This window comes from Pseudomonas citronellolis, from assembly GCF_001586155.1.
Taxonomy (GTDB): Bacteria; Pseudomonadota; Gammaproteobacteria; order Pseudomonadales; family Pseudomonadaceae; genus Pseudomonas; species Pseudomonas citronellolis.
Window position 1 is genome coordinate 5,676,966 of record NZ_CP014158.1, and the last position, 11,604, is coordinate 5,688,569.

Annotated in this window: 10 protein-coding genes; 4 read left to right on the forward strand and 6 right to left on the reverse strand. The window is 69.2% G+C overall.

Translation table 11 applies throughout. The features are described from left to right. Window positions 1-80 precede the first annotated feature (80 nt). Complete coding sequence (locus PcP3B5_RS24875) at window positions 81-2,684, forward strand: autotransporter outer membrane beta-barrel domain-containing protein (RefSeq protein WP_061562670.1); 2,604 nt, start codon at window positions 81-83, stop codon at window positions 2,682-2,684. A 39-nt stretch (window positions 2,685-2,723) separates the two neighbouring features. Here the strand turns inward: PcP3B5_RS24875 and PcP3B5_RS24880 are convergent, their stop codons facing one another. Beyond that, window positions 2,724-4,418, reverse strand: a complete 1,695-nt coding sequence (locus PcP3B5_RS24880; protein WP_061562671.1) for an acid phosphatase — start codon at window positions 4,416-4,418, stop codon at window positions 2,724-2,726. Between the two features lie 175 nt (window positions 4,419-4,593). Between PcP3B5_RS24880 and PcP3B5_RS24885 the strand changes: the two genes are divergently transcribed. Continuing rightward, window positions 4,594-5,796, forward strand: coding sequence for a glycosyltransferase family 4 protein (locus tag PcP3B5_RS24885; RefSeq protein ID WP_043273158.1), 1,203 nt, complete (start codon window positions 4,594-4,596; stop codon window positions 5,794-5,796). On the opposite strand, the gene PcP3B5_RS24890 is transcribed toward PcP3B5_RS24885, so the two are convergent. The 5 genes from PcP3B5_RS24890 to slyD all read right to left on the reverse strand — a co-directional run bounded on the left by PcP3B5_RS24890 (window position 5,797) and on the right by slyD (window position 10,101). Then, on the reverse strand, window positions 5,797-6,756 hold the full coding sequence (locus PcP3B5_RS24890) for a DegV family protein (RefSeq protein ID WP_061562672.1): 960 nt from the start codon (window positions 6,754-6,756) through the stop codon (window positions 5,797-5,799). Between the two features lie 198 nt (window positions 6,757-6,954). After that, a complete protein-coding gene (locus PcP3B5_RS24895) occupies window positions 6,955-8,067 on the reverse strand; it encodes an NADH:flavin oxidoreductase (protein WP_061562673.1) in 1,113 nt (370 codons plus the stop codon). Window positions 8,068-8,122: 55 nt separating this feature from the next. Then, entirely contained in the window at window positions 8,123-8,716 is a 594-nt protein-coding gene (locus PcP3B5_RS24900) for a TetR/AcrR family transcriptional regulator (protein WP_061562674.1), read from the reverse strand. 213 nt (window positions 8,717-8,929) lie between these two features. Continuing rightward, window positions 8,930-9,412 (reverse strand): glutathione peroxidase, encoded by a 483-nt coding sequence (locus PcP3B5_RS24905; RefSeq protein WP_009616034.1) that lies wholly within the window; start codon window positions 9,410-9,412, stop codon window positions 8,930-8,932. A 203-nt stretch (window positions 9,413-9,615) separates the two neighbouring features. Then, entirely contained in the window at window positions 9,616-10,101 is a 486-nt protein-coding gene (gene slyD, locus PcP3B5_RS24910) for a peptidylprolyl isomerase (RefSeq protein ID WP_009616033.1), read from the reverse strand. Between slyD and PcP3B5_RS24915 the strand changes: the two genes are divergently transcribed. Both PcP3B5_RS24915 and PcP3B5_RS24920 read left to right on the forward strand, forming a co-directional pair. Continuing rightward, entirely contained in the window at window positions 10,070-10,405 is a 336-nt protein-coding gene (locus tag PcP3B5_RS24915; protein WP_082816460.1) for a DUF3565 domain-containing protein, read from the forward strand. The two genes, slyD and PcP3B5_RS24915, sit on opposite strands and share 32 nt — an antisense overlap. Before the next feature lie 7 nt (window positions 10,406-10,412). Next, complete coding sequence (locus PcP3B5_RS24920) at window positions 10,413-11,600, forward strand: acetate kinase (protein ID WP_061562676.1); 1,188 nt, start codon at window positions 10,413-10,415, stop codon at window positions 11,598-11,600. Window positions 11,601-11,604: the final 4 nt, after the last annotated feature.

Below are 11,604 nucleotides of genomic sequence, written 5' to 3' on the forward strand. Positions count from 1 at the left end.
GCGCAGTTTCCCCTCGTGCCCTCACGCCCGTTGGCTCACGCCCCGCCCTTCCACGAAACGGCGGTGCAAGGAGGTGAATCATGCGTTTCCAGAAGACGGCCCTGGCGCTTCACATCGCTCTGGCCACGGCCCTGACTTTGTCCACGCAGGCGGCCAGCGCCGCTTGCAGTGGCGACTCTGCCAGCAGCACGCTGACCTGCGACGTGCCCCTGTACTACGGCAACCCGAACGGTTACGACAACATCGTGATCAACACCACCGCCACCGGCGGCACCTCGCCGCTGGCGGGCTTCGGCATCTACGGCAACGGTTCGACCTACAACCTGAACAACGTGGCGATCACCACCAGCGGCAGCAAGGCGGACGCCATCCAGGCCAACAACGGCACCAACAACATCCGTATCGAGACGTTCAGCGTCGTCACCACGGGCTCCTCGGCCGACGGCATCAACGTCACCGAGAACGCGGTCAATTCGACGGTCAACATCGGCGACAACGCCTCCATCAGCGCCGAGGGCGGCGGCATGGGCGTCCGTGCCAACACCTCGAAGAACGGCGGCAAGAACCAGATCGTGCTCGGCAAGAACGCGCACATCACCACCGCCGGCGGCGGCGGCAACTGGCTCGACGGCACCGGCTACGCCGTCTACGCCGGGAACCGCGACCTGAGCAACACCACCTACAAGGGCGACGCCGAAGTCACCCTCGGCGATGGCAGCGTGATCCTCACCAAGGGCAACTCGGCCCACGCCGTCTACGCCAACCGCGGCGGCGTGATCAACCTCGGCGACACCCGCATCACCACGGAGAAGACCAACGCCTACGGCATCTATGCCCAGACCCTGAGCGACGCCAATGGCCCGCGCGGCGGCCAGGTCAACCTGGGCGGCGACACCCAGGTGACGGTGACCGACGGCAACCGCGCCCTCTACGCCAGCGGCGCCGGCTCGCACATCAGCAGCAGCGACGGCGCCGCCGTCTACCGGCTGGACAGCAGCGCCGCGGCCGACCAGCCCGGCCGCCTGGGTGCCGCGCTGCTGGCCGACCAGGGCGGCGTCATCGACCTGAAGATGGCCGCCGGCTCCTACTTCAACGGCAGCACCGCCACCGCCAGCGACGGCCAGGTGCACCTGGCCCTGGACGGCGCCAGCAGCTGGGTCATGACCGCCGACTCCAACCTCAGCAGCCTGGCGCTGGGCAGCGGCGCCACCCTGGAGTACGCCCGCAGCGGCGAGGCCGCCGACTACAGCCACAAGACGCTCACCGTGGACGGCGACTTCAGCGGCGGCGGCCGCCTGATCATGAACACCCACCTGGGCGACGACGGTTCGGCCACCGACCAGTTGCTGGTCAAGGGCAGCACCTCCGGGCAGACGCAGGTCACGGTGAACAACACCACCGGCGTCGGCGCCGAGACCTGGGAAGGCATCCGCATGATCGAGGTCGCCGGCCTGTCCGAGGGCGAGTTCCGCTCCGACCGGGTCACCGAGGGCGGCTACGAATACGTGCTGCGCCGCGGCGGGACCTTCGTCGGCTCCAGCGGTTCGGAGAAGGACTGGTACCTCACGTCCTACAAACCCACCGTCGATCCCGACCCGGAACCGGAACCCGAGCCGGAACCCGGCCCCGGTCCGACGCCCGAGCCGCAGCCGGACCCCGATCCCGAACAACCGCCGGTACCACCGGTAACGCCGCCGCCGTCCGGCGACAGGGACCGTGTCCGCCAGCCGGAAGGCGGCGCCTACACCGCCAACCTGGCGGCGGCCAACACGCTGTTCCTGCACCGCCTGCACGACCGCACCGGCAACCTGACCTACGTCGACCCGGATACCGGCGAGGCCCGTACCTCGATGCTGTGGATGCGCAACGTCGACGGCGCCGGCCGCTGGAACGACAGCACCGGGCAGTTGAAGACCGAAAGCAACCGCTACGTACTGCAGCTCGGCAGCGACCTGCTGCGCTACAGCAATGACAAGGGCGACTGGGTGCTCGGGGTGATGGGCGGCTACGCCAACGGCAACTCCAGCAGCCGCTCGCGGATCACCGGTTTCAGCGCCAAGGGCGAGATCGACGGCTACAGCCTGGGCCTCTACGGCACCTGGTACGAGGACCGCGAGGACGAGAACGGCGCCTACGTCGACACCTGGGTGCTGTACAACCGCTTCGACAACGAGGTGCGCGGCGAGCAACTGGCCAAGGAGCACTACGACTCCGACGGCATCACCGCCTCCATCGAGACCGGCAAGACCTTCCGCGTGGCGCAGACCGGGAAGGCCAGCGTCTACCTGCAACCCCAGGCGCAGGTGGTCTACATGGGCGTCAAGGCCGACAGCCACCGCGAGGCCAACGGCACCCGCGTCACCGGCAAAGGCGACGGCAACCTCATGACCCGCCTGGGCGCCCGCGCCGCGCTGCGCAGCAACGACGAGGCCGGCTTCGCCAAGCGTTACGCCGTGGAGCCCTACTTGGAAACCAACTGGATCCACAACTCGGACGACTTCGGCGCGAAGATGGGCAGCTCGCGCTTCGAGATGGACGGCGCCAGCGACATCCTCGAGGTCAAGCTGGGCGCCACCAGCAAGGTCAACAGCCGGGTCAACGTATGGGGCGAGGTAGCCCGCCAGCACGGCGACAACGGCTACCGCGACCAGGCCCTCACCCTCGGCCTGAAGATCGACTTCTGAGCCCTGCCCGCGCCCCGGCCTCTGCCGGGGCGCGCTTTCTCAGCCGACGAAACGCAGCGCCGCGGTCAGGTCGCCCATGGGCTGCTGGCCGCGGGCGCGCATGGCGTCGTCGCGCAGTTTCAGGCCGTCGAGCTTCTCCAGGTCGAACACCCGGGTGATCAGGCGCAGGATCGAGCCGGTGTCGTAGACGGTGTGGTCCACCGTGCCGTGGCGGGCGAAGGGCGAGACCACCAGCGCCGGGATGCGCGAGCCGGGGCCCCAGCGGTCGCCCCTGGGCGGAGCCACGTGGTCCCACCAGCCGCCGTTCTCGTCCACCGTGATGACGATCACCATGTTCTGCCACTGCGGGCTTTCCATCAGGTGCTTCACCGCGCGCACGATGTGCCGGTCGCCGCTGGCCACGTCGGCGTAGCCGGCGTGCATGTTGAGGTTGCCCTGGGGCTTGTAGAAGCTCACCGCCGGCAGCTTGCCGGCGCGGGCGTCGGCGAAGAAGCGGTTGCTCGACGGGTCGTCGCCCAGGCCGCCGTCGCGCAGGCGTTTCGCGCGTTCCTCCGGGTGTTCCGGGCCCTGCTGGACGAAGTAGTTGAACGGCTGGTGGTGGTACTGGAAGTTGGGAATCTTCGGGATGCCGGCGGAGTTCCTGTACTGCTCGAGAGTGGCTTCCCAGGCGCCGGCGTACCAGGCCCAGTCCACGCCCTTCCTGCTCAGCTTGTCGCCGATGTGCTCGTGGCGCTGCGGCACCATCACGTTGGGTTGGTCCGGCAGCGCGTAGTCCAGGCGCTCGGGGTCGCGCTGCACGGTCGGCCAGTAGGGCGGGAGCATGGTGTTCACGCCGTAGCCGTCGGGGGTCAGGGCGCTGGGGCCGAACTTCGGTGCGCCGCCAGTGACGCTGGCGGGCGAGTCGTCCAGCGGTTTCAGCCGTGGGTCGGCGGGATTGTCGCTCATCAGTTGGGCGATCTGCGTGCGGGCCGGCGAGTTGCGCACGTCCGGGTACACCGGCGGGGTCGCCGCCACCAGGTACTGGTGGTTGAGGAAGGAACCGCCGAAGGCGCCCTGGAAGAAGTTGTCGCACAGCACGAAGTCCCGGGCCAGGTCCCACAGGCGCAGGCTGTACGGGCTCTGCGCGTAGTAGCCCATGGGCAGCGCGCCGGAGTCGGCCCAGGCGACGAACATGTCGTTGCGCCCGCCGTTGATCTGCATCTGGTTCTGGTAGAACACGTGCCACAGGTCGCGGGTCACCAGGCCCAGGGGCAGGTCCTCGCCCTGCGGGCCCTTGAGCGCGAAGGGCGCGTTGGGCAGGTTCTGCTGGTACTGCACGCCCTCGGCGTAGTTCACGCCTTCCAGGGTCTGGCCGACCTGCAGCACGCCGCCGTACACCGGCGGCAGCTTGTCCAGCAGGCGGCCGTCGCGGTCGCGCTGCTGGTAGTCGGCCGGCTGCAGCGACGACAGCGGTTTCTCCACGCCGGGGAAGTCGCCGAACAGGTTGTTGAAGCTGCGGTTCTCGGCGTAGATCACCACGATGTTCTGCACCTGCTCGCGCAGCGCCCGGTCCAGCTCGGCGCCCTCCAGTTCGCGCACGGCCTCGGCGGCCTGCGCCGTGCCCTCGCCCACCAGGCCGGCCAGCGCGGCGCCGGCGCCCAGGGCCGCGGCGCCGCCAAGGAAGCGGCGGCGGCCGGCGTCCGCCAGTGGCTGGGCATCGTCCTGCCCGGGATTCTGATTGCGCTTGTCGCTCATCGACGGCTCCACCATGTCGGAAATCGCGGCACTCTAGCAGCCCCATGTGACAGGCGGACGAAGGCTCTATGACAGGCCTTTCCAAAAGCCTTGCGAGAATCCCCTGAATCCCCCGTCACATTTGTGCAACCCGGGCGTCACACGAGCTACACCGGCCGGGCGGAGACTGCCGTTCATGAGCACGACTCCCCTGCGCATCGCGCTGATCAGCGAAACCTTCCCGCCGGAAATCAACGGCGTGGCCAACACCCTCGGGCGCCTCGCCGCCGGGCTGCTGCAGCTCGGCCACCGGGTGCAGGTGGTGCGCCCGCGGCAGCACGTCGACGACGGCCGCCACAGCGACGACGAACTGCTGCTCACCCGCGGCTGGCCGCTGCCCGGCTACCCCGGCCTGCAATGGGGCCAGTCGTGCCTGCACAAGCTGCTGCGGCACTGGCGGCGGCTGCGCCCGGACGTGCTCTACATCGCCACCGAGGGCCCGCTCGGGCTGGCCGCCCTGCGCGCCGCGCGGCGCCTGCGGATTCCCGCGCTGAGCGGCTTCCACACCAATTTCCAGCAGTACAGCGCGCACTACGGCCTGGGCCCGCTGACGCGCCTGGTGACGGCCTACCTGCGCTGGTTCCACAACCGCACCCAGCGCACCCTGGTGCCCAGCGCCAGCCAGGCGCTGGAGCTGGAGCGCCGCGGCTTCGCCCACCTCGCCCAGTTGGCGCGCGGCGTGGATGGCCAGCTGTTCCAGCCCGGCCGCCGCGACGATGCCTTGCGCCGCGAGTGGGGCCTGGGCGAGCAGGACATCGCCGTGCTGCACGTCGGCCGCCTGGCCGCGGAGAAGAACCTCGGCCTGCTCGGCCGCGCTTTCAACCAACTGCGCGCCGCCCACCCGCAGTTGAAGCTGCGCCTGGTGATCGTCGGCGACGGCCCGCAGCGCGCGCAGCTCGCCCGCGAACTGCCGGATGCGATCTTCTGCGGCCTGCAACGCGGCGAGGAACTGGCCCGGCACTACGCCAGCGGCGACCTGTTCCTCTTCCCCAGCCTGTCGGAAACCTTCGGCAACGTGGTGCTGGAAGCGCTGGCCTCGGGCCTGGCGGTGGTCGCTTACGACCAGGCCGCCGCGGCCCAGCACATCCGCCACGGCCACGACGGCGCGCTGGCGATACCCGGCGACGAGGCCGATTTCATCGATGCCGCCAGCTGGCTGCTGGAAGACCGCGAGCACCTGCGCCGGGTGCGCCTGAACGCACGCCGGCACGCCGGGCGCCTGGAATGGCGGAGCATCGTCGAACGCTTCGAGGGCTACCTGCTGGAGGCCATCCGCCAGCCGCTGCCGGCGCCGGCCAACGGCACCGGCGCGCTGGGCGCCGATACCGTGCGCAAGTGATCAGGCGAAGGGCTTGGGCTCGGCGGCGAACGACAGGCTCATGGCTCCGGCGCCGAGGTTGATGCCCCCGGTCGGGCTGAGCATGCCCAGGTGCATGGCGATGCCGCGCTCGCCGCAGGCCTGCTCCAGCGCCTCGAAGCCCGGCAGGTCGCGCAGCGCCGAAGGGTCGCCGGCGTAGCTCAGGCCGACGTGCGGGGCCAGCAGTTCGCCGGCCTCTACCCGCGCGCGGGCGAAGTTGAGCAGGCGCTCGGCGGACTTCTCGTAGTTCGGCGACACCGACACCGGCTTGTCCTCGCCCTGCACCAGGCTCAGCACCGGCTTCATGTCGAGCATCGAGCCGATGCCGAGGAAGGCGCCGCGCAGGCGGTCGCCGATGCTGCTGCGGTCGCCCTTCTGGAAGCCGCGGCGACGCACGTGGCCCAGGTCGTTGGCGACCAGGAAAGTGTTCATCTGCTGGCTCAGCTGTTCCAGGCGCGTGCGGATGGCGTTGGGGTGCTGGTCCTCGCCGAGCAGGCGCGCGCCTTCGGCGGCCAGCACCGCCAGGCCGGCGAACACCGTCTGGCTGTCCACCACGCGCAGCGCGAAGGGGCCGTTGATGCCGGCCGCGGCGCGTTTCTCGCGGTAGTTCTGCAGCAGGCCGAAGGAGGCCTGGGTGGCGTTGTCGAAGATCGGACTGCGCGCACTGCTGACGGTCAGGCAGATGACGTAGTCGAAGTCGGTGACCAGCTGTTCCAGGAACCAGGCCTGGGTTTCCACGGCGGTCAGCGGCTCGCTGCCGTCCTCCGGGGCGACCTTGGGCAGTTCCTCGGCATAGAAGCGCAGGGTGGTGTCGGGGTCTCGATCGTCGATGATGCGCCGCTGGCCCACCCGGATACCGATGGGCAGGACGCGGATGTTGTTGGCAGAGAGGAATTCGGGGGGCAGGTCGCAGGTCGCATCCACCACCAGGCCGATCCGCATGGCTTAGCTCCTTTGGCCGTGTGCCGGCCTATTGTTGTGTGTTAGCCGCCCTACAATGCCTGTTTCCGACCTTCAAGTCAGCAGATCGGAAGGCCTACTTCGGAAAAGATTTGTAAATTTGGCGGAAATGGCCTTAGGAAAAGGACAAAAGAAACCGCCCGGGGAAGTGCCCCGGGCGGTCTTGTCGATCCGCGGCGATCAGGCCAGGGACATCAGCGCATCGCGGCTGAACGGCTTGATGTCGGCCAGGCGGCCGTCGCGCACCTTCAACGCCCAGTCCGGGTCCACCAGCAGCGCGCGGCCCACCGCCACCAGGTCGAACTCCTGCTTGCCCAGGCGCTCCAGCAGGCCCTCGATGCCCGAAGGCTGGGCCACTTCGTCGGTCTTGCCGAAGAAGGCCAGGAACTCGCTGCCGTCCAGGCCGACGTTGCCCACGGTGATGGTCGGCTTGCCGGTGAGCTGGCGCGTCCAGCCGGCCAGGTTGAGGTCCGAGCCTTCGAACTCGGGAATCCAGAAGCGGCGGGTCGAGCAGTGGAAGATATCCACGCCGGCCTCGGACAGCGGCGCGAGGAACGCCGCCAGTTCTTCCGGGGTCTGCACCAGGCGCGCGGCGTAGTCCTGCTGCTTCCACTGCGAGAAGCGGAAGATGATCGGGTAGTCCGGGCCCACCGCCTCGCGCACGGCGCGGATCAGCTCGATGGCGAAGCGCGAGCGGTTGGCCAGGCTGCCGCCGTATTCGTCGGTGCGCTTGTTGCTGCCGTCCCAGAAGAACTGGTCGATCAGGTAGCCGTGGGCGCCGTGGATCTCCACGCCGTCCATGCCGATGGCCTTGGCGTCGCGGGCGGCCTGGGCGAAAGCGGCGATGACGTCCTGGATGTCTTCCCTGGTCATTTCATGGACCAGCACCTGGCCATCCTTGACCTTGCCGCTGGGGCCGTAGCCGGGGACGCTGGCGTCCGGCTCCACGCCCAGGCGGCGTACGGAACCGACGTGCCACAGCTGCGGGACGATCTTGCCGCCTTCGGCGTGCACCGCGTCGACCACCTGCTTCCAGCCGGCCAGGGCATCCTCGCCGTAGAAGCGCGGCACGTTCGGATAGCCGTTGGCGGCCTTGTGGCCGACGGTGGTGCCTTCGGTGACGATCAGGCCGACGCCGGCGGCGGCGCGGCGGCGGTAGTACTCCACCACCTGGGCGTGGGGCACGCCGCCCGGGCTGAAGTTGCGGGTCATCGGGGCCATGACCACGCGGGTCGGCAACTCCAGGTTGCCGAGGCGGAAGGGCTGGAACAGGCTCTCTACGGATGCGCTCACGAAGGTTCTCCAGGGGCGGCCGGGCGGCCCGTCCCGTCAGTGGGTTGCATGATGTTCAGGCCGCCAGCACCCGCTCCAGGCGGGCGATGAAGGCTTCCATGGGTTGCAGCGAGCCGCTCGCCTTCAGCCGCCCCAGCACGCCCTGCCAGGCGTTGGCGATGAAGTTGGCGAGGTTCTCGCAGTCCTCGTCCGCGGCCAGCTCGCCGGCGCGCTGCGCCTCGAGCAGGCAGTCGCGGAGGATGTCGGCGCCGCGCTGGAGGATGGCGTCGACCTGGGCGCCGATGGCCGGCGACAGCTCGGCCATCTCGAAGCTGAGGCTGCCGATGAAGCAGTGGTACTCGGCCTTCTCCTGGCGGGCGAAGTGCGCCAGCAGCTCGGCGTAGTAGCCGAGGATGCGCGCGCGCGGGCCCAGCGCCGGGTTGCCCAGGGCCTCGGCGTAGCGCTGCAGGCGCGAGCCGTAGATGTGCTCCAGGGCCTGCAGGGCGAAGTCTTCCTTGCTCTCGAAGTAGTGGTAGAAGGAGCCCTTGGGAATGCCCGCGGCCTGGACGATGTCCTGCACCCCGGTGCCGTGGTAGCCGCAGCGGGTCATGACCGCCGAGCCCTTGGCCAGGATGAGGTCGCGCTTGTCGAGTCGGATGCTGGTGTTCATGGGGCGCAGGATATGACCGGTCGTCTCGCCCTGCCCAGCACTATTGATGGCGGTGATTCTGTGCCACAGGCAGCGGCTTCAGTGCCAGCTGACGTGCCGCTCCAGCGCGAAGCGCAGGCGCACCTCGTCGAAGCCCTCCATGGGACAGCTGGCATGGATGAGGGAAATGCCGGCAGGATTGGCGCAAGCGCCCTCTCCTGCCGGTGCGCGGGCTCAGCCCAGGGCCTTCTCGATGGCCTGCACCAGGGCCGCGTCGTCCGGCGCGGTGCGCGGGCTGAAGCGCGCCAGCACGCGGCCGTCGGGGGCGAGCAGGAACTTCTCGAAGTTCCAGGTGATGTCGCCGGGGAACTCGGCGCCCTCGCCCGCCAGCAGGCGGTACAGCGGATGGCGCTCGGGGCCGTTGACCTCGAGCTTGGCCGACATCGGGAAGCTGACGCCGTAGTTCAGCGAGCAGAACGACTGGATGTCCGCCTCGCTGCCCGGCTCCTGGCCGGCGAACTGGTTGCAGGGCAGGCCCAGGACCACGAAGCCGCGGTCGCGGTATTGCTGGTAGAGCTTCTCCAGCCCGGCGTACTGCGGGGTCAGACCACACCTGGAGGCGACGTTCACCACCAGCACCACCTTGCCCTTCAATGGGGAGAGCGGCAGATCCTGGCCATCCAGGCCACGCAGAGTCAGATCGTGAAAAGCGCTCATTGGAGTACTCCTTGAATGAAATAGGCACACGAAGTGCCGTGCGCCCGGCCGGACAAGTCGTCCACGCGGCGCATCCCAGTCGGTTCGGGAAAAAGGCCCAGCGTCCGTGCATGCGAAAGGCGCCCTCAGGCGCCTTTCACGGGTACAAGCTTAGCAGCTCCGACCGGGTGTCACCGGGCCATCAATCGGCCCGACGAAACACCTCAGTGGTGGTGGCCGCCCTCGCCATGGATGTGGCCGTGGGCGACTTCTTCCTCGGAAGCTTCGCGCACGTTGACCACCTTGACCTTGAAGTTCAGGCGCTGGCCGGCCAGCGGGTGGTTGCCGTCGACGGTCACGTCGTCGCCGTCGATGTCGCGGATGGTGACGATCTGCATGCCGCCGTCCGGAGCGGAAGCGTGGAATTGCATGCCGACCTGCAGCTCGTCGACGCCTTCGAACATTTCGCGGCTCAGGGTGGCGACCAGCTCGGCGCTGTATTCGCCGTAGGCTTCGCCCGGCTCGATGGCCACGTCCAGTTCGTCGCCGACCTGCTTGCCTTCCAGGGCCTTCTCCAGACCGGAGATGATGTTGCCGGCACCATGCAGGTACACCAGCGGAGCGCCGCCGGCGGAACTGTCGATGACCTCACCTGCGTCGTTGGTCAGGGTATAGTCGATGGAAACCGCCTTGTTGGCTGCGATCTGCATGGGGAAGAACCTTTCGGAAAAAGAAGTTGAGCGGACAAGTCTACGCCGGGCCGGGGATGAAAGCGACCCGAAGGCGGACGGATGGCCCGTGCGCGAGCCGCCGCGCCTGCTTGACTTCCATCAGGACGAGGACGGCCACTGGGTGGCAGTGTTGTCCTGCGGCCACACCCAGCACCTGCGCCACCAGCCGCCCTGGCAGTCGCGCCCCTGGGTGCTGGACGCCGAGGCGCGCGCGGCGCTGATCGGCCGGCCCTTCGCCTGCGGCTGGTGCGCCCGGGCAACCCACTCCGACGACAAGGACTGAGACGAGCATGGCGGCACGCAACATCCTGGTAATCAACTGCGGCAGTTCCTCGATCAAGTTCGCCCTGGCCGGCGAGGACCGCGAGGGCTTCGTCCTCCACGGCCTGGCCGAGCGCCTGGGCGAGCCCGGCGCGGTGCTCGGCTGGGTCCGCGGCGGCCAGCGCGACAGCCTGGAACTGGGCGACGGCGCCGGCCACGAAGTCGCCCTGGCGCGCCTGCTGCCGCTGGTGGAGCAGGCCGTTAAGGGCCCGCTGCACGCCATCGGCCACCGCGTGGTGCACGGCGGCGAGCGCTTCACCCAGGCCTGCCGGATCGACGCCGAGGTGCTCCAGGCGATCCGCGACACCGTGCCCCTGGCGCCGCTGCACAACCCGGCCAACCTGCTGGGCATCGAGGCGGCCATGGCGCTTTATCCACAGCTGCCCCACGTCGCCGTGTTCGATACCGCCTTCCACCAGAGCCTGCCGCCGCGCGCCTACCGCTACGCCCTGCCGGAGCCGCTGTACCGCGAACAGCACGTGCGCCGCTACGGCTTCCACGGTACCAGCCACCGCTACGTCAGCCACCGCGCCGCCGAGATCAGCGGCCTGGCCCTGGGCGACAGCTACTGGATATCCGCGCACCTGGGCAACGGCAGCTCCACCTGCGCCATCGCCGAGGGCCAGAGCCGCGACACCAGCATGGGCCTGACACCCCTGGAAGGCCTGGTGATGGGCACCCGCAGCGGCGACGTCGACCCCAACCTGCACAGCCACCTGGCGCGCACCCTGGGCTGGAGCCTGGAAAAGATCGACCACATGCTCAACCACGACAGCGGCCTGCTCGGGCTGTCCGGCCTGTCCAACGACATGCGCACCCTGGAGCACGCCCGCGAGCAGGGCCACGCCAACGCGGCGCTGGCCATCGAGGTGTTCTGCTACCGCCTGGCCAAGTCCCTGGCGGCCATGACCTGCGCCCTGCCGCGCCTGGACGGGCTGATCTTCACCGGCGGCATCGGCGAGAACTCGCCCCTGGTGCGCAACCTCACGGTGCAGCACCTGCACGTGATGAACCTGCAGCTCGACGGCGAGGCCAACGCCCGCTGCGTGCGCGGCGTCGAGGGGCCGATCCACGCCCAGGGCCATCCGCGGGTGCTGGTGATCCCGACCAACGAGGAACGCCAGATCGCCCTCGACACCCTGGCCGTGCTCGGCTGAAGAT

What these genes read in the sequence shown, in the direction of transcription:
- PcP3B5_RS24875 (WP_061562670.1), top strand. Translation starts at nt 81, where the DNA reads ATGCGTTTCCAGAAGACGGCCCTGGCGCTTCACATCGCTCTGGCCACG.
- PcP3B5_RS24915 (WP_082816460.1), top strand. Translation starts at nt 10,070, where the DNA reads ATGGAAACCGCCTTGTTGGCTGCGATCTGCATGGGGAAGAACCTTTCG.
- PcP3B5_RS24880 (WP_061562671.1), bottom strand. Translation starts at nt 4,418, where the DNA reads ATGAGCGACAAGCGCAATCAGAATCCCGGGCAGGACGATGCCCAGCCA.
- PcP3B5_RS24885 (WP_043273158.1), top strand. Translation starts at nt 4,594, where the DNA reads ATGAGCACGACTCCCCTGCGCATCGCGCTGATCAGCGAAACCTTCCCG.
- PcP3B5_RS24905 (WP_009616034.1), bottom strand. Translation starts at nt 9,412, where the DNA reads ATGAGCGCTTTTCACGATCTGACTCTGCGTGGCCTGGATGGCCAGGAT.
- PcP3B5_RS24900 (WP_061562674.1), bottom strand. Translation starts at nt 8,716, where the DNA reads ATGAACACCAGCATCCGACTCGACAAGCGCGACCTCATCCTGGCCAAG.
- PcP3B5_RS24890 (WP_061562672.1), bottom strand. Translation starts at nt 6,756, where the DNA reads ATGCGGATCGGCCTGGTGGTGGATGCGACCTGCGACCTGCCCCCCGAA.
- slyD (WP_009616033.1), bottom strand. Translation starts at nt 10,101, where the DNA reads ATGCAGATCGCAGCCAACAAGGCGGTTTCCATCGACTATACCCTGACC.
- PcP3B5_RS24920 (WP_061562676.1), top strand. Translation starts at nt 10,413, where the DNA reads ATGGCGGCACGCAACATCCTGGTAATCAACTGCGGCAGTTCCTCGATC.